Annotated in this window: 26 protein-coding genes; 19 read left to right on the top strand and 7 right to left on the bottom strand. The window is 73.8% G+C overall.

Annotation, left to right across the window (positions count from 1 at the left end; genetic code table 11):
- Positions 1-9 precede the first annotated feature (9 nt).
- The 6 genes from NBW76_RS16905 (at position 10) to NBW76_RS16430 (ending at position 4,774) form a co-directional block, all read left to right on the top strand.
- The gene (locus NBW76_RS16905) at positions 10-606 is read left to right on the top strand and encodes a serine O-acetyltransferase (RefSeq protein ID WP_055969682.1); all 597 of its coding nucleotides are present in this window, start codon (positions 10-12) and stop codon (positions 604-606) included.
- Positions 603-1,457, top strand: a complete 855-nt coding sequence (locus NBW76_RS16450; protein WP_056552822.1) for a cyclopropane-fatty-acyl-phospholipid synthase family protein — start codon at positions 603-605, stop codon at positions 1,455-1,457. Before NBW76_RS16905 ends, NBW76_RS16450 begins: the two co-directional genes overlap by 4 nt.
- An 82-nt stretch (positions 1,458-1,539) precedes the next feature.
- Positions 1,540-1,791 (top strand): hypothetical protein, encoded by a 252-nt coding sequence (locus NBW76_RS16445; RefSeq protein WP_056552819.1) that lies wholly within the window; start codon positions 1,540-1,542, stop codon positions 1,789-1,791.
- A gap of 6 nt (positions 1,792-1,797) precedes the next feature.
- Positions 1,798-3,177, top strand: coding sequence for a class I adenylate-forming enzyme family protein (locus tag NBW76_RS16440; protein WP_056552815.1), 1,380 nt, complete (start codon positions 1,798-1,800; stop codon positions 3,175-3,177).
- Positions 3,174-3,944: an SDR family NAD(P)-dependent oxidoreductase gene (locus tag NBW76_RS16435; protein WP_055969671.1), complete on the top strand. Its 771-nt coding sequence runs from the start codon at positions 3,174-3,176 to the stop codon at positions 3,942-3,944. Before NBW76_RS16440 ends, NBW76_RS16435 begins: the two co-directional genes overlap by 4 nt.
- Positions 3,941-4,774 (top strand): SGNH/GDSL hydrolase family protein, encoded by an 834-nt coding sequence (locus NBW76_RS16430; protein WP_056552813.1) that lies wholly within the window; start codon positions 3,941-3,943, stop codon positions 4,772-4,774. The genes NBW76_RS16435 and NBW76_RS16430 overlap by 4 nt, the downstream gene beginning before the upstream one ends.
- 15 nt (positions 4,775-4,789) lie before the next feature.
- Here the strand turns inward: NBW76_RS16430 and NBW76_RS16425 are convergent, their stop codons facing one another.
- Positions 4,790-6,247 carry a GuaB1 family IMP dehydrogenase-related protein gene (locus tag NBW76_RS16425; RefSeq protein WP_056552810.1) on the bottom strand — a complete coding sequence of 486 codons (1,458 nt, stop codon included), beginning with the start codon at positions 6,245-6,247 and terminating at the stop codon, positions 4,790-4,792.
- Positions 6,248-6,443: 196 nt separating this feature from the next.
- Here NBW76_RS16425 and NBW76_RS16420 point away from each other — a divergent pair, with 196 nt between their 5' ends.
- A complete protein-coding gene (locus NBW76_RS16420) occupies positions 6,444-7,454 on the top strand; it encodes a class I SAM-dependent methyltransferase (RefSeq protein ID WP_056552807.1) in 1,011 nt (336 codons plus the stop codon).
- 12 nt (positions 7,455-7,466) lie between these two features.
- Here NBW76_RS16420 and NBW76_RS16415 read toward each other — a convergent pair whose 3' ends face one another.
- The 3 genes from NBW76_RS16415 to NBW76_RS16405 form a co-directional block, all read right to left on the bottom strand.
- Positions 7,467-8,684: a DUF563 domain-containing protein gene (locus NBW76_RS16415; protein ID WP_156364680.1), complete on the bottom strand. Its 1,218-nt coding sequence runs from the start codon at positions 8,682-8,684 to the stop codon at positions 7,467-7,469.
- On the bottom strand, positions 8,681-9,472 hold the full coding sequence (locus NBW76_RS16410; protein WP_055969660.1) for an FkbM family methyltransferase: 792 nt from the start codon (positions 9,470-9,472) through the stop codon (positions 8,681-8,683). Before NBW76_RS16410 ends, NBW76_RS16415 begins: the two co-directional genes overlap by 4 nt.
- 101 nt (positions 9,473-9,573) lie before the next feature.
- Positions 9,574-10,299 carry a methyltransferase domain-containing protein gene (locus NBW76_RS16405; RefSeq protein ID WP_056552800.1) on the bottom strand — a complete coding sequence of 242 codons (726 nt, stop codon included), beginning with the start codon at positions 10,297-10,299 and terminating at the stop codon, positions 9,574-9,576.
- A gap of 47 nt (positions 10,300-10,346) precedes the next feature.
- Here NBW76_RS16405 and NBW76_RS16400 point away from each other — a divergent pair, with 47 nt between their 5' ends.
- Positions 10,347-11,105, top strand: coding sequence for a hypothetical protein (locus tag NBW76_RS16400; RefSeq protein ID WP_055969655.1), 759 nt, complete (start codon positions 10,347-10,349; stop codon positions 11,103-11,105).
- A gap of 107 nt (positions 11,106-11,212) precedes the next feature.
- On the opposite strand, the gene NBW76_RS16395 is transcribed toward NBW76_RS16400, so the two are convergent.
- A complete protein-coding gene (locus NBW76_RS16395; RefSeq protein WP_056552797.1) occupies positions 11,213-12,178 on the bottom strand; it encodes an NAD-dependent epimerase/dehydratase family protein in 966 nt (321 codons plus the stop codon).
- A gap of 267 nt (positions 12,179-12,445) precedes the next feature.
- On the opposite strand from NBW76_RS16395, the gene NBW76_RS16390 reads away from it, so the two are divergent.
- Genes NBW76_RS16390 through NBW76_RS16380 form a run of 3 tightly spaced genes read left to right on the top strand, consistent with a single transcriptional unit; the run spans position 12,446 to position 16,039 of the window.
- Positions 12,446-13,870, top strand: coding sequence for a polysaccharide biosynthesis tyrosine autokinase (locus tag NBW76_RS16390; RefSeq protein WP_056552793.1), 1,425 nt, complete (start codon positions 12,446-12,448; stop codon positions 13,868-13,870).
- Between the two features lie 10 nt (positions 13,871-13,880).
- Positions 13,881-15,230, top strand: coding sequence for an O-antigen ligase (locus tag NBW76_RS16385; RefSeq protein ID WP_056552791.1), 1,350 nt, complete (start codon positions 13,881-13,883; stop codon positions 15,228-15,230).
- Positions 15,227-16,039, top strand: coding sequence for an FkbM family methyltransferase (locus NBW76_RS16380; protein ID WP_156364679.1), 813 nt, complete (start codon positions 15,227-15,229; stop codon positions 16,037-16,039). Before NBW76_RS16385 ends, NBW76_RS16380 begins: the two co-directional genes overlap by 4 nt.
- Positions 16,040-16,378: 339 nt before the next feature.
- Here the strand turns inward: NBW76_RS16380 and NBW76_RS16375 are convergent, their stop codons facing one another.
- Entirely contained in the window at positions 16,379-17,206 is an 828-nt protein-coding gene (locus NBW76_RS16375; protein WP_056552788.1) for an HAD family phosphatase, read from the bottom strand.
- Positions 17,207-17,365: 159 nt separating this feature from the next.
- Between NBW76_RS16375 and ssd the strand changes: the two genes are divergently transcribed.
- From ssd to NBW76_RS16335, 8 genes are all read left to right on the top strand, one after another.
- Positions 17,366-18,427, top strand: a complete 1,062-nt coding sequence (ssd, locus tag NBW76_RS16370) for a septum site-determining protein Ssd (RefSeq protein WP_056552785.1) — start codon at positions 17,366-17,368, stop codon at positions 18,425-18,427.
- Positions 18,424-19,722 (top strand): TadA family conjugal transfer-associated ATPase, encoded by a 1,299-nt coding sequence (locus tag NBW76_RS16365; protein WP_369814962.1) that lies wholly within the window; start codon positions 18,424-18,426, stop codon positions 19,720-19,722. The genes ssd and NBW76_RS16365 overlap by 4 nt, the downstream gene beginning before the upstream one ends.
- Before the next feature lie 43 nt (positions 19,723-19,765).
- A complete protein-coding gene (locus tag NBW76_RS16360; protein WP_369814961.1) occupies positions 19,766-20,464 on the top strand; it encodes a type II secretion system F family protein in 699 nt (232 codons plus the stop codon).
- Complete coding sequence (locus tag NBW76_RS16355; RefSeq protein ID WP_055969631.1) at positions 20,461-21,174, top strand: type II secretion system F family protein; 714 nt, start codon at positions 20,461-20,463, stop codon at positions 21,172-21,174. Before NBW76_RS16360 ends, NBW76_RS16355 begins: the two co-directional genes overlap by 4 nt.
- Before the next feature lie 130 nt (positions 21,175-21,304).
- Complete coding sequence (locus tag NBW76_RS16350; RefSeq protein WP_056552781.1) at positions 21,305-21,544, top strand: DUF4244 domain-containing protein; 240 nt, start codon at positions 21,305-21,307, stop codon at positions 21,542-21,544.
- A 108-nt stretch (positions 21,545-21,652) separates the two neighbouring features.
- Positions 21,653-21,928, top strand: coding sequence for a DUF4244 domain-containing protein (locus NBW76_RS16345; RefSeq protein WP_056552778.1), 276 nt, complete (start codon positions 21,653-21,655; stop codon positions 21,926-21,928).
- Positions 21,910-22,281 carry a TadE family type IV pilus minor pilin gene (locus tag NBW76_RS16340; protein WP_156364678.1) on the top strand — a complete coding sequence of 124 codons (372 nt, stop codon included), beginning with the start codon at positions 21,910-21,912 and terminating at the stop codon, positions 22,279-22,281. Before NBW76_RS16345 ends, NBW76_RS16340 begins: the two co-directional genes overlap by 19 nt.
- On the top strand, positions 22,278-22,649 hold the full coding sequence (locus NBW76_RS16335) for an Rv3654c family TadE-like protein (RefSeq protein WP_056552772.1): 372 nt from the start codon (positions 22,278-22,280) through the stop codon (positions 22,647-22,649). The genes NBW76_RS16340 and NBW76_RS16335 overlap by 4 nt, the downstream gene beginning before the upstream one ends.
- Positions 22,650-22,667: 18 nt before the next feature.
- On the opposite strand, the gene NBW76_RS16330 is transcribed toward NBW76_RS16335, so the two are convergent.
- Complete coding sequence (locus NBW76_RS16330) at positions 22,668-24,977, bottom strand: DEAD/DEAH box helicase (protein WP_200932647.1); 2,310 nt, start codon at positions 24,975-24,977, stop codon at positions 22,668-22,670.
- Positions 24,978-25,017 lie beyond the last annotated feature (40 nt).

Genomic DNA, 25,017 nt, shown 5'->3' with positions numbered 1-25,017 from the left:
TGACGCTCGATGGTCACCGAATCCGGGGTCGCCTCGTCGCCCGACCACCTCAGCTTCTCCCAGCTCGTCTTCTCCGACTACGAGCGCTACCGCCCGGGAGCGCGGGCCTCGTGGCCCGCCGTGATGGTGCGGCTGCCCTCGTTGCCGGGTCTGCTCGCGAGCCTGATCCTGCGGAGCCAGCAGTGCCTCTACCGCGCAGGACGGCGCCGTCTCGCCGACCAGCTCCGCACCCTCGCCAACGTGCTCATCGGTGCCGACCTCGGCGCCGGCATGACGGTCGGTCCTGGCTTCATGATGGCTCACCCGGTGGGCACCACCATCGGCTTCGGGCTGGTCATCGGGCGTGACGTCACCTTCGCCGGCGGGGTCACCTGCGCCGCGCGGTACTACGACGAGCGCGGTGCCGACAACCAGGAGTTCGCGACGATCGGCGACGGCGCGGTCATCGGTGCCAACGCCGTGCTCGTCGGCGGCGTCACCATCGGACGCCGCGCCATGGTCGGAGCCAACTCCGTGGTCCTCTCCGACGTGCCCGACGGGGCCGTCGTCATGGGCTCGCCGGCCCGCCGGGTCGGCTCGCGCGACGTGACGGAAGCAGCCTCATGAGCCAGGGACCCACCTACGAGCCGGCCGCCCACTACGACCACGTCACGGCAGCGTGGCAGCTCCTGCTGGGCGACGAGCTGCACTACGGCGTCTTCGACGACGGCGACGAGCCGCTCGACGTCGCCACCGCGGCGCTCACCCGCCGCATGGTCGAGGCCGCACGCCTCCCGGAGGCCTCCGCCTCCGGCACGACGCTGCGGCTTCTCGACGTCGGCTGCGGGTCGGGTGGTCCGGCGCGCGCCCTCGCGACCGGCTTCGGCGTCGAGGTCGTGGGCATCACCACGAGCGCCGTCGGTGTGGAGACGGCACGGCAGCGCGCCGCCGACCTCGGCGTCGACGGCGTGAGCTTCGAGCAGCGCGACGGGACAGCCAACGAGTTCCCCGACGCGTCGTTCGACGTGGCGTGGGCGCTGGAGTCGGCGCACCTGATGCGTGACCGTCCTGCGCTGCTGTCCGAGTGCGCCCGGGTGGTCCGTCCCGGCGGGCGGGTGGTCCTGTGCGACCTGCTGCGGCACCGCGAGATCCCGTTCGCCGAGGTGCGCGCACGACGCCAGGACTTCGCGACCCTCCGTGAGGCCTTCGGCGACGCGCACTTCGAGCCGCTCGCCTACTACGCCGACGGACTGGCCGCGCTCGGTCTCGAGGTGGAGGTGGCCGACGACCTCACGCAGCCGACCCTCCCCACCTTCGACCGCTGGCGCGCCAACGCCGCGACCCACCACGACGAGGTGGTCGAGCTCATCGGGCACGAGGGGCACGAGGCCTTCGTGCGCTCGTGCGACGTGCTCGAGGAGTTCTGGCGCGACGGCACCTTCGGCTACGGCCTCGTGGCCGCCCGTCGACCCGGCTGAGTCCGTACGTGACGCCCGCCCGGTCACGTCGTTGTGCACGGCGTGGCGGACCAGCCACCTTCCCCGAGACGCAGGAGACAGCATGAGCACCGCGCCCGCTGACGTCGAACGCACGGTCGTCGCGTTCCTCACGAGCCTCGACAAGCTGCCCGACGGCTTCGACGCCACGACGCCGCTCTACGTCGGGGGCGCCGACCTGGACTCCCTCGAGACCGCCGAGCTGTCGGCCACGCTCGAGGACGAGCACGGCAGCGACCCCTACTCCGCGGGTGACATGCCGCAGACGCTCGCCGACATCCAGGCGTTCTACGCCTCGGTCGCCGGCGCCTCCTAGACCGTCGTGCACGAGCTGCTGCGCCGGGTCGCCGACGTCGACCCCGACCGGGTGGCCGTCGTGACCCACGACGGCTCGTGGACGTACGCGCAGCTCCTCGAGGCCGCCGAGCATGCATCGTCGGCACTGGCCGGCCTCGACGGCGACGCGCAGGGCGGCCGCCGGCTCGGCGTCGTCGACTTCGAGGCGGCCGACGTCGTGCCGCTGCTCGCAGCCGCCTCGCTGGTGGGGGCGGAGGTCTGCCTCTATCCGCCGGTGGAGCCCGACGAGGTCGAGGACCTGGCACGTCGGCTCGACCACGAGGTGCTCGTGACCGACCGCGACGACCTCGACGGAGCCGCCGCCACCGTGCTCGACGTCCGCGACCTGCTCGACGGCGGCACCCGCAGGCCCTCCGTCGCGGCAGTCGCGGACGGGGACGCCCGCCCCCACCTCGTCCTCACCACCGGCACCACCGGGGCACCGCGGGGCGTGCGGCACGACTGGGAGCGGCTGCTGCGCGGGGTCCGCCGGGTCGGCCCCGCTCCCGAGCAGCGCTGGCTGCTGGCCTACGGCCTGCACCAGTTCGCCGGGCTGCAGGTCCTTCTGCACGTGCTCGCCGCGGGCGCCACGCTCGTGGCTCCCGCACCGCGCCGCCCCCGCGAGGGCCTGGCCGCCATGCGCGCGCTCGGCGTCACCCACGCCAGCGCCACCCCCACCTACTGGCGCTTCCTGCTGGCCGAGGCGCGCGGGGACGGTCTCGGTCTCCCGCCGCTCGAGCAGGTCACGATGGGTGGGGAGGCGATCCCCGGTCCGCTGCTCGGCGACGTGCACGCGGCGTTCCCCTCCGCCTCGGTGTCGCAGGTCTACGCCGCCTCCGAGTTCGGTTCCACCGGGTCGCAGCGCGACGACCGCCCGGGCCTCTCGACCGACGTCCTCGACCGCGGCGACGACGCCGACGTCGACCTGCGGATCGTCGACGGCGAGCTGTGGATCCGGTCGCGCACCGGGATGCTCGGCTACCACGGCGACGAGCCGGTCGACCCCGACGCGTGGCGCCCCACCGGGGACCTCGTCGAGGTCGTCGACGACCGCATCCTCTTCCGCGGCCGGTCCTCGGAGGTGATCAACGTCGGCGGGGTCAAGGTCCACCCGCTGCCGATCGAGGAGCGTGTCGGGGCGGTGCCCGGCGTCGACGTCGCCCGGGTGTTCGCCCGCCCCAACCCCATGACGGGGTCGGTCGTGGCGCTCGAGGTCGTGGCCGCCCCCGGGCACGACCACGACGCCCTCAAGGCGAGCCTCAAGGCCGCCTGCGCCGACCTTCCCCCAGCCGCCCGCCCCCGCAGCATCCGCTTCGTCGACGACGTCGCGACCGCCGGCGGGAAGATCGTCAGGAGACAGCAGTGACTAGTACTGAGCAGACCGGGCAGACCGAGCAGACCGGGGGCCGCGTCGTCATCGTCACCGGTGGTAGTCGTGGCCTGGGTGCCGGCATCGTCCGCTCCTACCTCGCCGAGGGCGACCTGGTGGCCACGTGCTCGCGCAGCCGCACCGACGAGGTCGACGCGTGGGAGTCCGACCCGGCCACGGCCGACCGCTTCCTCTTCCAGCCGGCCGACCTGTCGCGCGTGGAGGACGCCGAGGCGTTCGTGAAGGCCGTCGTCGACCGGTGGGGACGGGTCGACGTCCTCATCAACAACGCCGGGGTGGCACGCGACGGGATCCTGGCACTGTTCTCCGACGACGACGTCGACACGGTGGTCGACCTCAACATCAAGGGCACCGTCTACATGACCCGCCTGGTCAGCCGCCGCATGCTCGCGCGGCGCAGCGGCCACATCGTCAACATCTCGTCCATCGTCGGCCTGTCGGGCTACCGGGGACTCGCCGTGTACAGCGCGTCGAAGGCCGCGCTCGACGGCATGACCCGTGCCCTCGCCCGTGAGCTCGGCTCGCGGGGGATCGTGGTCAACGGCATCGCCCCCGGCTACCTGCGCACCGAGATGAGCCACGGGCTCGACGAGGGCCAGCTGGTCCAGATCGAGCGGCGCACCCCGGCCGGTCGCCTCGGCGATCCCGAGGACATCGCCCGCGTGTGCCGGTTCCTCACCGACCCCGCGAACACCTATCTCACCGGGCAGGTCCTCGTCGTCGACGGTGGTCTGACGGCGTGACCGCCCCGGACGCCTCCGGGGCGGACGGCGCGCCGGCGCTGCCGCTGCCGGTCCGCGTGCTCGTCAAGGGTGCGTCGACCGTCAACTGGATCTCGTGGATGGGCGGCCCGCGGACCGACTTCATCCTGCCGCGGGTCATCGAGGAGCGGCTGCTCGCGAGCGGTCGGCCGTGCACCGTCCACACCCACAGCGTCGCGTCGGAGCCCACCCACGGCGTCCTGCAGACGTGGGAGCGCGAGGTCCTGGGTTTCTCGCCCGACGCCATCGTGCTCGTCTACGGCCACTACGAGACCATCCACCTGCTGCTGCCCCGGTGGCTCGAGCGTCATGCCAACAGCCTGCGCGGTCGTCCGCGACGGGTCCGGCTGCTCTACCGGCGCCGCGTGGTCCGGCCGGTCTGGATGTTCCTGGCCCGCGTGCAGGCCGCGGTCGACGTGAGGGTCGGGCACCGTGTCCGCACCCGTCGCCACGAGAAGGTGGTCGCCGACCTCGAGGCGTACGTCCGCCACGTGCGCAAGGTCGGCAGCCCGCTGGTGCACCTGGTGGAGCTGCTGCCCCCGCACGAGAAGTACGTGAGCTGGTTCCCGGGCATGCCGCGGCGCATCCACCGCATGAACGAGGCGCTCGACGACCTCGTGCGCCGGTTCGACGACCCCGAGGTCCGGTTCGTGCGTGTGGCCGACCTCGTCGACAGCGTGGCGGGCGGCGATCTCGCGGTCGCGATCCCCGACGGCTTCCACTACTCCCCGGCCATGCACCGGGCCGTGGGCGAGCGCATCGCGGCGAGCATCACGCAGTGGGCCGAGGGGCAGCCCCACCTCGCTCCGTAGATCGCCGCCGGCCGACTACCAGGACCGGTGCAGCGGGCGTCCCTCGTCGTAGCCCGCAGCACTCTGGAGGCCGACCACGGCATGCTCCGCGAACTCCGGCAGCGAGCGAGCGCCGGCGTAGGTGAAGCTCGAGCGGACCCCTGCGGTGATGGCGTCCACCAGGTCCTCGACGCCCGGCCGCTCCGGGTCGAGGTACATGCGCGAGGAGCTGATGCCCTCCTCGAAGAGGGCCATCCGCGCGCGCTCGAAGCCGGCGGCGTCGCGGGTGCGGTTCGCCACGGCGCGCGAGCTGGCCATGCCGAACGACTCCTTGTAGGCCCGTCCGTCGGCATCGACCTTGAGGTCGCCGGGGCTCTCCAGCGTTCCTGCGAACCACGACCCGATCATCACGTTGGCCGCACCGGCGGCGAGCGCGAGCGCGACGTCGCGCGGGTAGCGGACCCCTCCGTCGGCCCACACGTGAGTGCCGAGCTCGCGCGCGGCGGCCGCGCACTCGAGCACCGCCGAGAACTGGGGGCGCCCGACACCGGTCATCATCCGTGTGGTGCACATGGCGCCCGGTCCGACGCCCACCTTGACGATGTCGGCGCCGGCCGCGACCAGGTCGCGGACGCCGTCGGCCGAGACCACGTTGCCGGCCGCCACCGGGATGCGCCGGCCGGTCCGCGCGGCCACCTCGTCGCGGGCGTCGCGGACGAGCGGCAGGACGTCGAGCATCTTGTGCTGGTGACCGTGCGCGGTGTCGACGACCAGCACGTCGACGCCGGCATCGAGCAGTGCCAGGGCCTTGGCCCGCACGTCGCCGTTGATGCCGACCGCCGCGCCCACCACGAGGCGACCGTCGGGGTCGGTGGCGGGGGTGTAGATGGTGGAGCGCAACGCGCCCGTGCGGGTGACGACGCCGACCAGGCGACCGTCCTCGACGACCGGCGCCACCGCCAGGTGGCTGCCCGCCAGGGCGTCGAAGTAGTCCCGGGGGTCCAGGCCGGCCGCGACGGTCCGCACGTCGGTCGACATCACCTCGTGGACCTGGGTGAAGCGGTCGACCTCCAGACCGTCCCGCTCGGTCACCACGCCCAGCGGCCGGCCGTCCTCGACGACGAGGAGGGCGCCATGAGCGCGCTTGGGGAGGAGGCTGAGCGCCTCGCCGACCGTCGTCGCGGGCGGGACGGTCACCGGGGTGTCGTACACGGTGTGCGCGGACTTGACCTGCTGCACCGTCGCGGCGACCACGTCGAGGGGGATGTCCTGCGGGATGATCGCGATCCCGCCGCGACGAGCGATCGTCTCGGCCATCCGGCGACCCGAGATGGCCGTCATGTTGGCCACGACCAGCGGGATGGTGGTGCCCGTGCCGTCGCCGGTGGACAGGTCGACGTCGAAGCGGGACGTGACGTCGGAGCGCCGCGGCACCATGAAGACGTCGCTGTAGGTCAGGTCGTGCGCGGGCTGCAGGCCGTTGAGGAACTCCACCCGCGGAAGTCTAGGTCGGTGCCGGGTGACCGGTGCCGGGTGACCTGGGCCGCCCTGGCTCGTTGAGACCGGTGGACCGCCACCCGAGCGCGTCCCGGGAGGACCAGACGATGCACACCGGCACCACCGCCACGACGTTGCGCCACCGCGGCGATTCCACCTCCGGCAGCGCCCCGCGCTCCGTACGATCGCTCGCATGACGACGTCGCAGGTCCCCGCGCACCGACCGCCCTCGGCGAAGGAGCGCGCCGCCAAGGTGCTGCCCGGTCCGGTGGTCGCCGGCCTCGACCGCGCCGTGTTCGGGCTGCGCCGCAGCAGGGTCCGCGCAGCTCACGCCGTCCTCGGCAAGGCGGGTCTGAACATCGTCAAGAGGGCCGACTACTACTCCACGCTGCCGGTGCTGTCCGAGATCGAGGACACCCGCGAGCGGTGGGACCGTCCCAGCGCACTGGTAGGCCTCGATCTCGACGTCGACGCCCTCACCGCGACGCTGCGTGGCCTGGCGCAGCGGTGGGAGCCGGAGTTCGCCGCCACCACGGGCGAGTACCTCCAGAACACCGGTCGCGGCTTTGGCCCCGGCTACCCCGAGCTCGATGCCCGCACCCTCTACTACGTGCTGCGCGAGCACAAGCCGCGCCGCTACCTCGAGGTCGGCTCGGGCCTGTCCACCTACTACGCGTCGCTCGCCGCGCAGCAGAACGCCGCCGAGGGATCGCCGCTGAGCCTCACCTGCATCGAGCCCTACCCGTTCGACGCGCTGCGCACCCTGCCCGACTTCGAGCTCGTCGAGGGCTTCGTGCAGGACGTCCCGCTCACCACGTTCGAGAACCTCGAGGACGGCGACGTGCTGTTCATCGACTCCTCGCACGCGCTGAAGATCGACAGCGACGTCGCCTACCTGTTCCTGGAGGTGCTGCCGCGCCTGGCGCCCGGCGTGCACGTGCACATCCACGACGTGCACTTCCCGTACAACACGCCGTTCCCCGCCGACACCTGGTTGTTCGGCGAGCGGTGGCCCGTGTACTGGAACGAGGCGATGGTCGTCCAGACCTTCCTGGCCTTCAACAGCGCCTTCGAGGTCACGCTCTCCACGCCCCTCGTGCGCCACCACGACGAGTCGGCGCTCGTCGACCTCCTCGACGACTACGTCCCGCTGGCTGACGACCCGAACCCGCCGTCGTCGCTCTGGATCCGCCGGGTGCGCTGACCGGGCCGGTCCTCACGTCGGTGCGGCGAGCAGCTCCTCGAGGGCGTCGAGCACGACCGCGACCGGGATGTCGACGTCGGCCTGCACGCGGTTCATGGCGCGTTCGGGCCGGTCGCGCTCGACCGGTTCGGCCACGACGTAGCGGTACGTCGAGGCGGGCACGTTGGAGGTGATCGCCCAGTAGCCGGGGTTGAGGTAGCGGGGGGCGAACAGCTCCAGCACCTTGACACCCTCGGGAGCGAAGTTCAGGTTCACCAGCCCGGCGCCGTGCGGAGCCACCACCACCTCGGCGGCGGCGAAGTGGTCGATCTGCTCCTGCACGCTCACGGAGCCCGGGTCGAACCGGACGAACCCCTGCCGCTCCAGGTGGGGCAGCAGGGCTGCCTCCTGCACGTAGCGGCGGGTCTGCGGCCGGTCGCCGCGGGTGACGTAGAGCCGGCGCGGCTTGTCGGACACGTCGCGGGCGGGGAGGTTCTCGCGCAGCCAGCGGGTGACCCACGGCGGCGCGAGGGTGCTGTGGTTGTCGATCGTGGGCACGAGCAGGCGGTCCGCCCGCAGGTGCAGACGCGACGTCGGCCGCACGAGGGGGTACCGGTCGAGGCCCGTCATGGCCACGAGCTGACGGTCCCAGCGGCTGGTGTGGCCCACGACCACCTGGTCGGGCCGCTCGTCGGGGAAGAGGTCCTGGAACAGGCCCCAGCGCGGAAGGGCGTCCATGAGGGAGTGGTAGTAGTTGCGCCCGGACGCGTGCGAGGCCAGCGACAGGACCGTCCCCGGGACGTGCTCCGGCTCCGGCAGGCGCAGTCGCAGGTGCACCGGGTGCTCGGTGGGACGTCGGATGCCGAAGTACGGGCTCGTCTCGAGGTCGAGCGTGCCGCGCGGCGTGAGTGTGGCGGCGGCCTCGCCGACGAGCCGTCCGCCGCTGACCTCCAGCACCGAGCGGGGTGGACGCTGCAGGACGCGGACGTCGTCCCAGAAGCGCAGACCACCCGGTCGCCCCGCGGGCGCGTCGCGCACGACGCCCAGCGGATCGCCGGTCTCGTGCACGCGGACGTGCTCGGGCTCGGCGGCGGCGGTGGCCCGGGACTCGGTGCTGATGCGCGTGGGGACCGACCGTGGTCCACCGTCGCCGACCGCCCGAGCGGCCACCCCGACCGCCCGGGTCGCCGCGCGGTGGGCCCGCTTGGCCGCGGGCCACAGCGGCATGAGCGCCGGGGGGAGACGGGTCATGCCGCGCGGGCGAACCAGGCGTTGCCCAGGCCGGGCTTGTCCGGCGAGGGCTCGTCGCGGACGAGGTCGAGGCCGACGTCGCGCAGGAACCGGACGAGGTCCAGCAGCTGGTGGCCCTCGACGGGGTGGTACTCCATGACGACCCGCTGGACGTCGCGCCAGAGCGCCGGGTCGCTCGTGAGGATGTAGCCGTACTCGGCGCCCTCGGCGTCGCTCTTGAGCAGGTCGACCCGTCCGCCGGCCGCGGCGTGCACGTCGGCGAAGGTGACGCACGGGACCTCCACCTCGGCGCCGAGCCCCTCCGGCGCCGTGAGGCCGTTGTGGGCGCTCGCCTCGCCGTTGTCGACGAACGTGAGCGTGCCGCGGTGGTCGGCGACGGCCTGGGCGTGCACGTGCAGCCGGTCGACGAAGCCGTTGGCCTCGGCGTTGCGGCGGGTCCACTCGGCGGTGGAGGGCGACGCCTCGTAGGCGTGCACGGTGGCCCCGGGCGCCCGCGAGCAGAGCGTGGCCGAGAAGCTGCCGATGTGGGCGCCGACGTCGACGGCCACGAAGTCGGGGCGCAGGCCCGCCGTGAGCTCGTCGATGCGGTACACGTCGTCGGCCGTGATCTCGTACACCGGGAACCGTGCTCCGGGTGCGTTGGGCGTGTGGATCGTCAGCCCGGAGCGGGTCCGGAACGTCACCTCGCCACCCCGCGCCATGGCCGTCAGGAGCTGCGGTCCGTTCCGGAAGTGGGTGAACGACTGGCGTACCCGCCGGGCCGCGTACCCGAGTCCGCGCAGTGCCATGTCTCTCCTTCGTCGCCGAACCTCGACCATTCAACCGCGCACGTCGGCGAAGGTCACGGGGATGCGGATCTCGTACCCGGGCACGGGACCGAGGAGGTCGTTCACCGAAGGTCGAAGAGCAGCGTCTCGGGCTGCTGCGACCCCGGCGGCGGACTGCTCTTCTGCACACGGGACCGCACGCCGCGCAGCAGGTGGCGCAGCCGCAGGCTCCCGCTCTGGGCGGTGTTCTGGTCGAACAGGTCACGGACCCGCGAGAGCGTGGACTCCTCGACGGGCTGGCGGCCGGTCTCGCGGGCGTACTGCAGCAGCGCCGGGAGGTCCAGCTCCTCCCACGTCGCGGTCTCGGTGGTCTCGGGTGCGGCGAACAGGCCGGAGGCGGCGAGCGTGTCGGTGACGGGGGCTGCAGCGGTGGGTCGACGTCCGACCACCTCCCGCAGGCGCCTCACCCAGGGCAAGGTCTCGTCGTGCGTGCGCGACAGCGTCGACAGCACGCCGCCGGCCCGCAGGACCCGGGCGTACTCGGCCAGCACGGTCTGGTCGTCGTTCAGCTGGGGGGCGACCACGGCGTCGAAGGAGTCGGCCACGAACGGGAGCCGCGGTCCGGCCGAGCGGACGTAGAGGACGTCCTCGGAGCGCACGGTGCGCACGTCGTCTCCCGCGACGACGACCTCGTGGCCCTGGCCCGCGAGCCGGAACGCGAGCGAGGAGTCCTCGAGCAGCAGCACGCACGAGAGCCGGTCGCCCACGAGCCACTTGACGAGTCGATCGTGCGCCTCGTCGGTTCCGGGGGACGAGGCGCGGGCCGACTGGTCGAACAGCTCGCTCACCCCCGCAGGCTACCGGTCGCACCGCGCCCCCTCGGTACGCTTCGGGCGTGTCAACCTCCCCCGATCCGTTCCTGCCCGCGGCGTCCCTCGAGGGTGTGCCGTCGGCCTTCGCGGCAACGCGCGACGGCATCGACGCGCTCCTGCGTGACCGGGGCCTGCGGCGGAGCACCCCCGAGGACACCGCCCGCTCCCTGCTCCTGGGTGCCGTGGCGACCGCTCGGCTCGAGGGCAGCGACCTCCCCGCGGTCGACGACGACGATCCCGCGGTCGAGCTGCTCGCGGCCGGCGGTGGCGACGCCGTCGCGCGTGCCGCGGTCCGGCTCGGCACGGAGCTGCTGGGGCTCGTGCCGGTGTGGAGCCGCTCGCCGCTCCAGGCGTTCGCGCGCCTGCACGCCCTCGCGGCCGCGGGCAGCGTGCCCGACGACGCGCTGGGTCGGCCCGCCGACGCCGCCGGCGCCGCCCGGCTCGGCGAGCTGGCCCGGGTCGTCGCCCTGCCCACGGAGGCGCCCGGCCTGGTGGTGGCGGCCCTCGTGCACGCCGAGATCGCGACGTCAGGAGCGTTCGCGGCCCACGGGGGCATGGTGGCGCGTGCCGCCGAGCGGCTCGTGCTCGTCGTCAAGGGCGTCGACCCGGCGTCGGTCGTGGTGCCGGAGGCGGGCCACGCCGCCGAGCCCGCCGGCTACGGGGCGGCGCTCACGGCCTACGCCCGGGGCGACGCCACCGGCATCCAGCAGTGGCTCCAGTACGCCTCGCAGGCCCAGGCCCGCGCGGCCGAGGCCTCGCCCCTGGCCGTCGGCCGCCGCTGACCGGCCCCGACCGACCGGAGCCGGCCGACCGGAGCGGCCTGGCCGCAGCCGGCGCCCGCACACGACGACGCCCGGCCACCCCACGGGTAGCCGGGCGTCGGCAGGCGTCAGACGCGCGGGGCGAGCTGGTCGTAGATCCAGGCGTAGGTCTTCTCCAGACCGTCGCGCAGCGAGATCGAGGGCTCCCAGCCGTAGATCTCGTGGAACATCGTGTTGTCGCTGTTGCGGCCGCGCACGCCCTGCGGCGCGGTGAGGTCGTGCTCCTTGCTGACCGTGATCCCGGCGATGTCCTCGAGGATCCCGATCATCTGGTTGATCGTCACGAGCTCGGACGAGCCGAGGTTGACCGGCTCGACGTTCTCGCCGGCCAGGATCTCCTGGGTGCCGCGCACGCAGTCGTCGATGTACATGAAGCTGCGGCTCTGCTCGCCGTCGCCCCACACGTCGATGGTGTGCTCACCGGTCAGCTTGGCCCAGGCGATCTTGCGCGAGAGCGCGGCGGGCGCCTTCTCGCGGCCCCCCTCGTACGTGCCGTCGGGGCCGTAGACGTTGTGGTAGCGAGCCACCCGGGTCTGCAGGCCGTAGTCCTCGCGGAAGTGGCGGGCCATGCGCTCGCTGAACAGCTTCTCCCAGCCGTAGCCGTCCTCGGGCTCCGCCGGGTACGCGTCGGACTCCTTGAGCGCGGTCACGTTCGGGTCGGTCTGCTTGGTCCCGTTGTAGACGCAGGCCGAGCTGCTGTAGAAGAACTGCTCGGTGCCGGCGTCGCGCGCGGCGACGAGCATGTTCGTGCTGGTGAGCACCGAGAGCATGCACTCGGCCTTGTTGTTCTCGATGAAGCCCATGCCACCCATGTCGGCGGCCAGGTTGTAGATCGCCTGGGTGCCGACCGACATCTTGTGGGCGTCGCCCATGTCGGAGCAGTCCGCCACGAGGCTCTCGGCGTCGTCGTGCACCTGGTACCACTCGGACGTCGGCTTCTTGTCGACCGCGCGCACCTCGCGTCCCTGCGCCAGCAGGTCCGCCACAAGGTGGCCGCCGATGAAGCCGCCCGCTCCCGTCACCAGTACCGTCATCGCTCTCGTCCTCCGTGGGAAGTTGTGGGGTCCGCGGCGTCTTGCGTCCGCGGTCCGTCGTACCCCTAACAACGACCGAGGTCCGAGAGGTTACGAGTGGATCGTGATGCACCCCACGTCACGGACGGTCTCGATCCGTCGCCTCCAGAGCGTGACAGCGGGCGCCCCGACTCGTTCAGGGTTGTGGTGCGAGGGAGCCTCCCGGCTCCCCCAGGTCACCTACACTCGGGAGACCCGCCGTGCTCGGCGGGAGGAGGAGGCACAGCCGTGGAGCTGCGGCAGTTCTTGGGCGCTCTGCGCGCGCGCTGGGTGTTCAGCACCGTGACGTTCCTCGCCGGGGCGGTCCTGACCGTCGCGGCGGTGTTCCTCATGACCCCGCAGTACGGCTCGAGCGTCAAGCTGTTCGTCTCCACACCGTCCGGCGGGTCCGCCGAGTACGCGGCCTCCTTCATCGTCACCCAGCGCGTCGCGTCCTACGCCGAGCTGGCCACGGACCCCTCGGTGCTCCAACGCGTGGTGGACTCCCTCGATCTGGACATGACGCGCGAGGACCTCGAGGGCCGTGTGTCGGCCTCCGTGATCACGGGGACGCAGACCATCGAGCTCGACGTGACCGCCGAGACGCCCGAGCTGGCCCAGCAGATCGCGAAGGCCGAGGCCGAGGAGGTCGTGGCCCTCGTCGAGCAGCTCGAGCGGCCCGCCGTCGAGGACGAGGAGCCCGCCATCGCGGCCCGGATCGCCGCCGAACCCAGCATCAGCGACACCCCGGTCTCGCCCAACATCCCGCTCAACCTCGGCATCGGGCTGCTCGTCAGCCTCTTCGTCGCGATCGTCGGCGCCCTGCTGCGCGACCTGCTCGACCGTACGGTCAAGTCGCGCCAGGACGTCGAGAAGATCAGCGGCCACTCCGTGCTCGTGACGCTGCCCTACGACCCACAGGTCAAGAAGACCCCGTTGGCCACGGAGGTGGGCGGCAGCCTCGCGGAGGCCTTCCGCGTGCTGCGGACGAACCTGCAGTTCGCCGACCTCGACGCCGAGCGTCAGGCCATCCTGGTCTCGAGCGCCCTGCCCGACGAGGGCAAGACGCTGGTGGCCACCAACCTCGCGCTGACCATGGCCCAGTCCGGCCGCTCGGTGCTCCTCATCGATGCCGACATGCGCAACCCCAACGTCGCGGAGCTGCTCGGCCTCGAGAACTCCGTCGGCATCGTGACGGTGCTGGTGGGGCGCACGTCCATCGAGGACGCCACGCAGCCGCACGTGAGCGGCATCAGCTTCATGGGCACCGGACCCGCCCCGCCGAACCCGGCCGAGGTCCTCGACACCCAGGCCATGCGCGACCTCATCTCGCGGGTGCGCAAGGAGTACGACGCGGTCATCATCGACGCGCCCCCCATGCTCCCGGTGGCCGACGCTTCGATCCTCATGACCGAGGTCGACGGGGCGCTCCTGCTGGTGCGCCACGGCTCCACCACGCGCGAGCAGCTGCGTCTGGCCGTGGCACGCATCCACGCCGTGGGCGGCCGGCTGTTCGGCACGATCCTCAATCGCACGCCGCGACGCTCGGGCGACGCCGACGGCTACGGGTACGGCTACGGGCACGGGTACGGGTACGGCTACGCGCCCACCCCGGCGGCCGAGCCGGCGTCCTCGACCCGCGGTCGGCGCATCGGCCGCCGCGTGAAGCGCTGACGGAGGCCTCATGGCCGTGCTGGAGTCGGTGAAGGAGCGCGTGGGCCCACGGGAGCGTCGGGCGATCAGGGCTGCGGTTCTGCCCGTCCTGGTCGTGGGTGTGCTGCTGGTCGTGCTGGTTCCGTTGTCGTCGCTCGGCGGGGTGGGGGCCGGGCTCGCGCTGACCTTCGCGGTCGGTCTCGTCGTCCTCGCCGCGGTCGGGGTCGAGAGCACGGCGGTCGCGGTCCTCGCGATCGGGATCGCCCTGTCGCCGCTCGACAACTTCCGTCCGATCGGGGCGCTGGCGTTCGCGTCGCTGTCCGACCTGGTGCTGCTGGCGGGTCTGCTTGTCCTCCTGCCCGTGCTGCTGCGCAAGCCCCTGCCGAGCGAGTGGCTGTTCCTCGCCGCCGCCGTAGGGCTCGTCGTCGTCGGGCTGGTGTCGTCCGCCGGTGCCGAGGAGAGCGGTGCGAGCCTCAACAGCCTGCTCCGGCTGCTCGTGGGCGCGCTGCTCCTGCCCGTCGCCTTCATGGTCTGGCGGCCATCGCGAGGCGTGGTCGTCGGCTTCGCGCTCATGTACGTGGTCGGCAACGTGGGCAACCTCGTGGCGGCGTACACGGTCGGCGAGTCCTCCTGGGACGGACGGCGCATCGGCTACTCGACGCACCCCAACGTGATGGGCCTGTGCGCGATGCTCGGCCTCGCACTCGTGCCGTTCCTCCTGCGGGTGCTTCCCCGCCGGTGGTCCTGGCTGGTCCTCCTGCTGGGCGCCGCGTGCGCGTGGAACGTCTGGGTCAGCGGCAGCCGGGCCGCGCTCGTGGTCGCCGTCGCGGTCGCCGTGCTCTTCGTGGCGCTGGAGCGTCGGGTCGAGGTCGCCCTCGCGCTCTTCGGGCTCGCCATCCCCGCCCTGTGGATCGTCGGCAACGCCCTGACCGGCGGCGGCTCGATGCAGAACAACGTGCTGGGCCGGCTCCTCGGCGGTGGCACGGCCGCCGGGTCCGACGCCGAGCGGGAGTACCTCGCCAAGGTGGCGCTCGACGCCTTCACGTCCCACCCCGTGCTCGGCATCGGGCTGGGCGACGTGATGGAGGCCCACAACATCTACCTGCAGGTCGCGGCGGCCGTCGGCATCGTCGGCACCGCGGTCTACCTGGTGCTGCTCGCGTCAGTGGCGCTGAGGGCGATCACCCTCCCCGGCCCGTCCGCGCTCCTGGCCCTGCCCGTCCTCGGCTACGCCATGATCGGCCTGATGACCACGATCCTCTGGGACCGCTACGTCTGGGCCGTGCTCGCGCTGCCCTTCCTCGTCCGTCTCGGTGACGGCGCCCCCGAGGCGGACCCCGCCGACACCGTTCCCTCGACCGACCAGTGGGAGACCGCATGACCGTCCTCGACCGCGCCACCTGGGTGGCGCGCCGCACCCGCCAGACCGTGTCGGTCTTCGACAACGGCTGGAGCGTCCTGCGCCAGCTGGCCGCCCGTGCCGACGAGCTGGCCTTCGAGGTGGACGGCTTGACGATCCACTGCCCGAACGTGCCGGGTGCGCGGGTCCCCGTGTACGAGGTGTTCGCCGAGGACGAGTACTCGCTGGACTGGTTCGGGCACGGACTGCCCGACGACGTGCACGTGGTCGACATCGGGGCGCACATCGGCTGCTTCTCGACCGACCTCCTGCGGCGGTTCCCCGGGGCCACCGTCCACTCCTACGAGCCGACACCGTCCACCGGTGCCTACACCGTGCGCAACGTCGAGTCCAACGGTCTCGCCGACCGGATCACCGTGCACCGCACCGCCGTCGGCTCGCGGGCCGGCACGTTGGTGATGGCCGACAACGGACCGGGCAGCGGCCACAACGGCGTCCTGCACCTCGGCGAGGCCGGGTCCGTCGAGATCGAGGTCGCCTGCGACAGCATCGCCGACGCGTTCGCCGCGGCCGGCGGTCGGGTGGACCTGCTGAAGATGGACGCCGAGGGAGCGGAGTACGGGATCCTGCTCGACTCCGACCCGACCCTCTGGTCGGGCGTGCGGCGGCTCGTCATGGAGTACCACCACTCTGAACAGCACGGCTTCGACGACCTGCGGACGTTCCTCGAGGGCACGGGCATGACGCTGGTGCGGCACGAGACCGGAGGCCCCGGCTTCGGTCTGGCCTGGTTCTCGCGCGACGCGCTGCCGCCCCACGTCGCGGTCTGACGTCGGCCCCCTGGGGACGCCGGCACCGACGGTCGCGCACGAAGAAGGACGGCGCCACCGCTCGGGTGACGCCGTCCATGGGTCCGGCCGCGCTGCAGCTACCAGGCGTGCACTTCGTCATCGTCGCCTCGGGGCCGCTCGTCGCGGATGTCCCGGGAGCGACTGCCCAGTGGGACGGGAGATCGCCGCGTGGGTACTGAGGTGCCGGGCCGTCTGTGGAGTTGTCCTGCCCTCAGTTGTACGCCGCAGCCAGGACGCGCGGTAGCCCTACGGGGCCGTAACCTTGCGTGCCGCGGTTCACAAGCGCACGTGGCTCGTGCGGGGTCGAGGCGGATCGGTTCAGGTGTGGGGGAGGACCCGCTGCAGCAGCGACGGTGACGCGCGACGCGACCGCCGACGGGCGAGCAGGGCGACGCCACCTGCCGCTGCGACCGCCCCGAGGGTCCAGGCGGCGCGACCCGTGGTGCTGTGCAGGCCGAGCCTGCTGCGCAGCGCGACCGGCCGGGCGAAGGCCAGCACCGGCCAGTCCCGCTCGGCGGCGATCTTGCGCAGGGTCTTGTCGGGGTTGACGCAGAACGGGTGACCCACCGTCTCGAGCATGGGCACGTCGGTCTCGGAGTCGGAGTAGGCGAAGCACGCGTCGAGGTCGTAGCCACGTTCCTCGGCCAGTCGCTTCATCGCGGTGGCCTTGTGCGGGCCGTAGGCGTAGAACGCGACCTCGCCGGTGTAGCGGCCGGCGTGCTCGACGAGGCGCGTGGCGATGACGTCGGACACGCCGAGGAGCTCGCCGACGGGCTCCACGACCTCCGACCCGGAGGCCGAGACGATCACGACGTCGCGACCGGCACGCCTGTGGTGCTCGATCAGGTCGACGGCCTCGGCGTAGACGATGGGGTCGATGACGTCGCGCAGCGTGCGGCGAACGGACTCGCGCACGATCTCCACGTCCCACCCGGCGACCATGGCCGTGAGGTAGGTGCGCATCCGCTCGAGCTGGTCGTGGTCGGCGCCGTTGAGCCCGAACAGGAAGTTCGCGTACGCGCTGCGCAGGACCGCACGGCGCGTGAGCAGCCCGCCCTCGAAGAAGGGCTTGCTGAAGGCCAGGGTGCTGGACCGGGCGATGATCGTCTTGTCCAGGTCGAAGAACGCGGCCGAACGGGGGCTCACCCGCCCAGGATAGGCCGACCCGGCCGTCGCGTGGTCCCCCGCGTGGACACCGGGTCGGCGACGGGTCGTCCACAGGCCGTCCGATGGCGTGCGCGGCGTCGTCCACAGGCCGCTCGCGAGGTCTCGTCCGCGGCTCCCGTCCCTGGTTGCGTGAGAGCCATGGACGCCGCACACCTGCTGGTCGCCACGGGCGACGCCGACCTGCTCGACGACGCCCTCCGGTGGTGCGCCGCGGTGGGCGTCACGCCGGAGGTCGCGTCCGACGCGGTCGCCGCTCGGCGCGCCTGGTCCACGGCGTCGGCCGTGCTGCTCTCGGCCGACCTGGCGGGACCGCTCGCCCGCACGGCTCCGCCACGTCGTGACGGCGTGCTCGTGCTGGGTGGGGAGCCCGGCGGCACCGCCGGCGACACGCTCTGGCGCGACGCGGTGCTGCTCGGCGCCACGGCCGTGCTCGACCCCACCGACGAGACCGCCGTGCTCGCGCGACTCGGGGAGCTGCTCGACGGACGCGACGAGGCGGCGTTCCTCGCCGTCGTCGGTGCCGTCGGCGGGGCGGGCGCCTCCACCTTCGCCACCGCGGTGGCCCTGCACGCCGGTCGGCGCGGCCACCGCCCCGTCCTCGTCGACGCCGACACCAGGGGGGCCGGCGTCGACCTCGTCCTCGGCGCGGAGCGCGCCGAGGGGGTGCGGTGGCCCGAGCTCGGTGGCGCCGGCGGGCACGTCGGCGCCACCCGGCTCGCGCGTCTGCTGCCCGTGCACCACGGCGTGGCCGTGCTGGCCTGCCCCCGCGACGGCTCCGCCGTGCCGGTCGACGTCGCCCCCGACGTGCTGACCGCCGCCTCGCGTGCCTTCGACGTGGTCGTCGCCGACGTGCCCCGGCACCTCGACCCGCTCGGGTCGGCGGTGCTCGCGCGGTGCGAGGGAGCGGTGCTGCTGGTGCCCGAGGACGTGCGGTGCGTGGCGGCCGCGCGCATCGTGCTGGCCCAGGTGCGCGAGCACGTCCCACGGGTGGCGCTCGTGACGACTCGGCGCGCCGGAGGCGTCGGCTCGGGCCCGGTGGCCGAGGCGCTGAGGCTCCCGGTGGTCGCGCGGGTCGCCCACGACCGTCGGCTGAGGGCCGACCTCGACCACGGCCGCGGCCCCGGACGGTCGCGCACGCTGCGGCGGGCGTCGGGGCAGGTGCTCGACGTCCTCGGCCTCGCGGCGGCAGGTCCGTCGTGACCACGATCGACGCCGCGCTCGTCGGACGGGTGCGCTCGCGGCTCGCCGCCGAGGTGCGCGAGCCCAGCGCGCAGGCCGTGGCCGAGGCCCTGGGGCTCGAGGCCGGGCTGCACGGCAGCGCCACGGTGCTCGCCGTGGTCGACGCCCTGCAGCGGGAGCGGCGCGGCGCGGGTGTCCTGCAGCCGCTGCTCGACGACGCCGACGTCACCGACGTGGTGGTCAACGGGGCCGGCGCCGTGCACGTGGACCGTGGGCACGGGCTCGAGCGGACCGACCTGCGGTTCCCCGACGACGCGGCGGTGCGACGACTGGCCCAGCGACTGGCCGCCCAGGCCGGCCGACGGCTCGACGACGCGAGCCCCTGGGTCGATGCGCGGCTGCCCGACGGCACCCGTCTGCACGCCGTGCTGGCACCGCTGGTGCGCCCCGGCACGGCCATCAGCCTGCGCGTCCCGGCCCGGCGCTCGTTCACGCTCGAGCAGCTGGTGGCCGCCGGCGGGATCCACGTCGAGGCCGCTCGGCTGCTGCAGCGCGTCGTCGCGACCCGGGTCGCCTTCGTCGTGAGCGGCGGCACCGGCAGCGGCAAGACCACGCTGCTCGGCACGCTGCTGGGGCTCGTGCCGTCCGCCGAACGACTCGTCGTGGTCGAGGACGCGGCCGAGCTGGCTCCAGACCACTCCCACGTCGTGTCGTTGGAGGCCCGACCGGCCAACGCGGAGGGCGCTGGCCTCGTGACCGTGCGCGACCTCGTGCGGCAGGCGCTGCGCATGCGGCCGGACCGGCTCGTCGTCGGCGAGGTTCGCGGGGGAGAGGTCGTCGACCTGCTCGCCGCGCTCAACACCGGGCACGAGGGCGGCTGCGGCACCATCCACGCCACTCCGCGGCCGACGTCCCGGCCCGGTTCGAGGCGCTGGGGGTGGCCGGAGGCCTGGCACGCGACGCCGTGCACAGCCAGCTGGCGGCCGGGGTCGACGTCGTGGTGCACCTGCGTCGCGGTCGCGACGGTCTTCGTCGGGTCGAGGAGGTCGGTGTGCTGCACGCGGCGGGGCCCGACGGGCACGGGACGGTCCGCTCCGTGCGCGCAGCCGGGCTCGTCGACGGTCGCTGGACCGACGGCCCCGGTCGTGACCGGCTCGAGGACCTGCTGGACAGCCACGCATGACGGGGTCCACGGTCCTGGTCGCCGTGGTGGCGGCGGGACTGTCCGGGTGCGCGGTCCTGCTCTGGCTGCCGCCTCCGACGTGGCTGGTCGCCCTGCGCCTCGGGCCCGCGACGTCGCCGCCGCACCAGGGTGAGGGGCCGCCGTCCGCAGCGGCACGCCCGCTCCTGCTGCGGGTGGTGGCGTGGCGCCGCTGGCGGTCGTGGGTGCCCGTCGCGCTCGCAGCCGCTGCGGCCCCGTGGTTCGTCACGTCGCCCGTGTCCGCCCTGCTCCTGGCCACGGTCGCGGCCGTCGCCGTGGTGGCGTCGTCGTTCGTCGAGCGGCACCGCGCCGCGCGCGCCGCGAGCGAGCTGGCGGTGCGGGTCGCGGCCACGGTCGAGCTGCTCGCGGCCGAGCTGCGCACCGGGGTGCTCCCTCCCGTGGCCCTGCGCGGAGCGTGCGACGACCTGCCCGACCTGCGGCCCGTCGCCGAGGTGGCGGCCCGCGGCGGCGACGTGCCGGCCGCGCTCGACGGCGTGTCCCGTCTCCCGGGCGCCGGCGACCTCGCCGACGTCGCTGCCGCCTGGCGTGTGGCCGAACGTGCCGGTGCGCCGGTCGCGGACGTGCTCGACCACGTGGTCGAGGCGTTGCGCGCGGACCACGACCTTGCTCGAGAGGTCCGGGCGGAGTGCTCCTCGGCTCGTGCCACCGCTCGGCTGCTGGCGGTCCTGCCGCTGCTCGGGCTCGGCCTCGGCTCCGGTCTCGGCGGGGACCCGGTGCACGTGCTCACCGGCACCCTGCCGGGCGTCGTGTGCCTCGCGGCCGGGTGCGCGCTGGCGGCCACGGGGCTGGCCTGGGTCGAGCGCATCACCACCCGCGCCGAGGTGGGCGCGCGATGAGCCTGGCAGCGGCGCTGGTCGCGGCCGCCGCGGCCTGGCTGGCCGTGCCCGTCCCGGCCACCGACCGGCTCCGGGCGCTCACCACCGTTCCGACCTCGCGTCGGCGTCCGTCGCCGACCAGCGTGGTGACCGTCCTCACCCCGATCGCCTGCCTCGTGGTGCTCGGACCGGTGATCGGTCTCCTCGTCGCCCTCGCAGCCACCCCGGCGGCGCGGGCGGCGGTCGCGACCATGGCCACGGCGTCCTCGCGGCGGCGTGACGAGCAGCTGCAGCGCCAGCTGCCCGTGGCGCTCGACCTCGTCGTCGCCGTGCTGGCGTCCGGGCGACCGGCCGTCGTCGCGTTCGAGGTGGTCGGCGAGGTGGTCCCTGAGCCGCTCGCGACGGAGCTGCAGAAGGTCGGGCGTCGGCTGCGCTCGGGCACGGACCTGCCCGCGGTGTGGGAGGTGCTCGCCCGGCACCGGGTGCTGGGCGCCGTGGGTCGTGCGTTCCGGCGGGCCGAGCAGTCCGGCTCGCCCGTGGCCGCGGTGCTGGCCGCCGCGGCAGCGGACCTGCGCCGCGACCGGGCGTCCCAGGCGCGTGAACGCGCGCGGGCGGTCGGCGTGCGCACTGCCGCCCCGCTCGGGCTCTGCTTCCTCCCGGCCTTCTTCCTCGTGGGGATCGTCCCGACCCTCATCGGCGTCGCGTCGGGGCTCGACCTGCTGGGCGGATGAAGGTGCCCGCCCGTCCACAGGCCGGACCGCCCTCGGGCCCGCTCGTCCACAGGTCGCCGACGGGGTGGTCGTCCGGGCTCGGGAGCGACCCATCTCCTGGGTGTCAGCACGTTCCACGAAAGGACACCCCATGAAGAACCTCCAGCACTCCACCCTCCAGGACCGGGCGACCCTCGGCCTCTCGCGTCTGCTCGCCCGCGGCGCCCAGCGCCGCGACCAGGGCATGACCACCGCCGAGTACGCCGTCGGCACCCTCGGCGCCTGCACCGTCGGTGGCGTGCTCGTGAAGGTCGGCCAGTCGGAGTGGTTCGGCGAGCTCGTCCGCGACGTCATCGACAACATCCCGAGCCTCCTGCCCAACCTCTTCTGACCGACCTCCGGTGGGGCCGTCGCGGCGTTCACCAGTCCCCGACGGCCCCACCGGATCGAGCCACCGCACCTCGACCACAGCACCGACCCGACTCCCCAGGAGCCCACCGTGCACCAGCGCACCTCCTCCACCTTCGACGTCTCGTCCCTCTGCCGGACCGCCGCCCGCCGCTCCCGCCGCGGCGCTCGACGCGAGCACGGCATGACCACCGCCGAGTACGCCGTCGGCACCCTCGGGGCCGCCACCTGCGCCGCCGTCCTGGTCCACATCGGGGCCGACGGCTGGTTCTTCGACCAGCTGCGCGAGATCTTCGCTCGCGCGCTCGACCCGACCACGCTCGTCGAGCACCTGCGCCGGGGCAGGCCGTGGACCTCGATCCGATGACCGGGCGCGGCGAGAAGGGCACGGCCACCGCCGAGCTGGCCGTCCTCGCCCCGTTCGCGCTCGTGCTCGTGCTGCTGCTCGTGTGGGTGGCGTCGCTCGGGGTGACCCAGGTCCGGCTCGTCGACGCCGCTCGCGAGGGTGCGCGGCTCGTCGCACGGGGCGAGGACGACGGTGGGGCCACGGCGCTCGTCCGCCGACTCGCGCCGGCCGGTGCCCGGGTGCGGGTGCAGGAGCAGGACGGCACGGTCGTGGTCACGGTCAGGGTCCGGTCCCGCGCACCGCTGGGCTTCGGCACCACCGTCGGGTCGCGCGAGCTCAGCGCGACGGCCGTCGCGGCCGCGGAGGCACCGTGAGCCCGACCGCGTCCGGCCGACACCCCGAGGACGGTGCGGTCACGGTGCACGCGCTCTGGGTCGTCGCCGTCCTGGTCGGCGTGGTGGCGCTGGGGCTGCAGGTCATGGCCCTCGTGACGCTGCGCCACCAGGTGGCGTCCGCTGCCGACCTGGCCGCACTCGCGGGCAGCCGCGCCAGCACCGAGGGCGCCGACGGCTGCGCGGCCGCGCACCGGCTGGCCCGGCGCAACGACGTGCGGCTCGTACGCTGCCGGATGGACCTCGACGTCGCCACCGTGACCGCGGTCGGCTCGACCCGTCCGTGGTGGGGCGGGACGTGGACCACGCGCATCGAGGCCCGCGCCGCCCCTTCCTGGTACGAGCGTTGACCCGGCGCAGGTGGTCGCTCAGGCCCCGTCCTCCGGCGCGCCGTCCAGCAGGGCGTCGAGCAGCCGCACCGCGCCGGCCTTGTCGAGCGGCTCGTTGAAGTTGCCGCACTTGGGGGAGACGACGCACGACGGGCACCCGGTCGGGCACTCGCAGCCCGCGATGGTGGCCCGGGTGACGCGGAGCCAGCGCTCCACCACCTCGTAGCCTCGCTCGGCGAAGCCCGCCCCGCCCGGGTGCCCGTCGTGCACGAAGATCGTCAGCGTTCCCGTGTCGGCGTGCACCGCGGTCGACAGTCCTCCGAGGTCCCAGCGGTCGCACGTGGCGAGCAGGGGGAGCAGGCCGATGGCGGCGTGCTCGGCCGCGTGCGCTGCTCCCGGCACGTCCGTGTGCTCCAGGACCTGCGGCACCACGTCGGGGTGCAGCGTCCACCAGGTGGCCACGGTGCGCAGCGTGCGGGCGGGCAGGTCGAGCGGTTCCTCGCCCACCAGGCTGCCGTCGTGCCGCCGGCGCGAGAACGAGACCACCTGGCTGGTCACGTCGACCTCTCCGACGTGGACCGTGGTGGCGCCCCACGTGCGGGTGCGCTGCGTCGACACCACCGAGACCTCCGTCGTGGTCCGGGCCGAGGTGGACCAGCCCGGGTCCTCGGTGTGCACGACCGCCACGCCGTCCTCCACGTCGTACTCGTCGACCACGTGGGCCACGCCCTGGTGCACGTACACGGCGCCCTCGTGCACCTCGCCATCGGCGGACCCCGCGTCGACGGTGCCGATCAGCCGTCCGGTGGGACCGTCGACGATCTGCACCGGTGCACCGCCGCTGCCGCGCAGGTCGGCCAGGGCGGCGGCCCGGTCGCGCCGGGTCCAGAACCAGCCGCCGGGTCGCCGGCGCAGCCACCCCGCCGCCTCCAGCGCGTCGACCCCCTCGCGCGCCCGAGGACCGAACAGCGGCAGGTCGTCCTCCGTGAGCGGTAGCTCCTGTGCCGCGGCCGCCAGGTGAGGCCCGAGCACGTAGGGGTTGTCGGGGTCGAACACGGTGGCCTCGACCGGCGCGCCCAGCCAGGCCTCGGGGTGGTGCACCAGGAACGTGTCGATGGGCTCGTCGCGGGCCACGAGCACCCCGAGCGACGGCTGCCCGTCGCGGCCGGCTCGTCCCACCTGCTGCCAGAAGGCCGCTCGGGTGCCGGGGAACCCCACGCTCACCACGGCGTCGAGACCGCTCACGTCGACCCCGAGCTCGAGCGCGTTCGTGGCGGCCAGGCCCAGCAGGTCACCCGAGCGGAGCCGGTCCTCCAGCTCGCGCCGCTCCTCCGGCAGGTAGCCGCCACGGTAGGTCGCGACCCGGCCGGGCAGCTCGGGCGCGACCTCGCCCAGTCGCTGCTGGGCGCCGCGGGCGATGGACTCGGCCCCGCGGCGCGACCGGGAGAAGACGAGGGTGCGGGTGCGGTCGAGGACGAGGTCGGTGAGCAGCTCGGCCGCCTCGCGCCCGGCCGAGCGACGGGTCGGCGGCTGCGACGGGTGCGCCGCACCCACCAGGGGCGGCTCCCACAGTGCGATCGTCCGCGGTCCGTGGGGCGACGCGTCGTCGGTCACGGCCACCACGTCGAGCCCGGTGAGACGTCGCGCCGACGCCTCGGGCTCGCTGACCGTGGCCGACGACAGGACCACCACGGGGTGCGACCCGTGGTGGGCGCACACCCGCAGCAGGCGACGCAGCACGTGCGCGACGTGGGCGCCGAAGACCCCCCGGTAGTGGTGGCACTCGTCCACGACGACGATGCGCAGGCCGGCGAACAGGCGCGACCAGCGCTCGTGCCCGGGCAGCAGGGTGTGGTGGATCGTGTCGGGGTTCGTGAGCACCAGCTGGGCGTGGTCGCGGGCCCACGCCCGGTCGTCGAGCGAGCTGTCGCCGTCGACCGTGGTCGCGCGCACGAGGGCTGCCCCGTCGGGCCCGAGGGGGAGCCGACGCAGCTGGTCGGCCGCCAGCGCCTTGGTGGGGGCGAGGTAGAGCGCCGTGGGAGCGCGGTGGCCCTGGAGCGCGTCGCCCGACCTGCCGCGGACCAGCGCGTCGAGTGCCGGCACCTGGTAGGTCAGCGACTTGCCCGACGCGGTCCCGGTCGAGACCACCACGTGCCGCCCGGCGTGCACGTGCGCGAGCGCCTCGGCCTGGTGCCCCCACAGGTGGGTCACGCCCTGGGCCGCGAACGCCGTCCGCACGCGAGGCTCGACCCACTCCGGCCACGGCTCCACCACGGCCTCCCGGGCGGGCACGTCGTGCAGGTGGAGGATGCGGTCGCCGTGGCGCGAGAGCAGGCGTCCGATGTCCACCCCCACAGTCTCCCAGGCGGCACGCGACGGCTCCGCCGAG

It is taken from the genome of Aeromicrobium sp. Leaf245 (genome assembly GCF_942548115.1).
GTDB lineage: Bacteria > Actinomycetota > Actinomycetes > Propionibacteriales > Nocardioidaceae > Aeromicrobium.
Note: the sequence above shows the minus strand (reverse complement) of the source record. Positions and strands in the feature narration are given on the sequence as shown.

What these genes read in the sequence shown, in the direction of transcription:
- NBW76_RS16905 (WP_055969682.1), top strand. Translation starts at nt 10, where the DNA reads ATGGTCACCGAATCCGGGGTCGCCTCGTCGCCCGACCACCTCAGCTTC.
- NBW76_RS16450 (WP_056552822.1), top strand. Translation starts at nt 603, where the DNA reads ATGAGCCAGGGACCCACCTACGAGCCGGCCGCCCACTACGACCACGTC.
- NBW76_RS16445 (WP_056552819.1), top strand. Translation starts at nt 1,540, where the DNA reads ATGAGCACCGCGCCCGCTGACGTCGAACGCACGGTCGTCGCGTTCCTC.
- NBW76_RS16420 (WP_056552807.1), top strand. Translation starts at nt 6,444, where the DNA reads ATGACGACGTCGCAGGTCCCCGCGCACCGACCGCCCTCGGCGAAGGAG.
- NBW76_RS16415 (WP_156364680.1), bottom strand. Translation starts at nt 8,684, where the DNA reads ATGACCCGTCTCCCCCCGGCGCTCATGCCGCTGTGGCCCGCGGCCAAG.
- NBW76_RS16410 (WP_055969660.1), bottom strand. Translation starts at nt 9,472, where the DNA reads ATGGCACTGCGCGGACTCGGGTACGCGGCCCGGCGGGTACGCCAGTCG.
- NBW76_RS16395 (WP_056552797.1), bottom strand. Translation starts at nt 12,178, where the DNA reads ATGACGGTACTGGTGACGGGAGCGGGCGGCTTCATCGGCGGCCACCTT.
- NBW76_RS16385 (WP_056552791.1), top strand. Translation starts at nt 13,881, where the DNA reads ATGGCCGTGCTGGAGTCGGTGAAGGAGCGCGTGGGCCCACGGGAGCGT.
- NBW76_RS16380 (WP_156364679.1), top strand. Translation starts at nt 15,227, where the DNA reads ATGACCGTCCTCGACCGCGCCACCTGGGTGGCGCGCCGCACCCGCCAG.
- ssd (WP_056552785.1), top strand. Translation starts at nt 17,366, where the DNA reads ATGGACGCCGCACACCTGCTGGTCGCCACGGGCGACGCCGACCTGCTC.
- NBW76_RS16355 (WP_055969631.1), top strand. Translation starts at nt 20,461, where the DNA reads ATGAGCCTGGCAGCGGCGCTGGTCGCGGCCGCCGCGGCCTGGCTGGCC.
- NBW76_RS16350 (WP_056552781.1), top strand. Translation starts at nt 21,305, where the DNA reads ATGAAGAACCTCCAGCACTCCACCCTCCAGGACCGGGCGACCCTCGGC.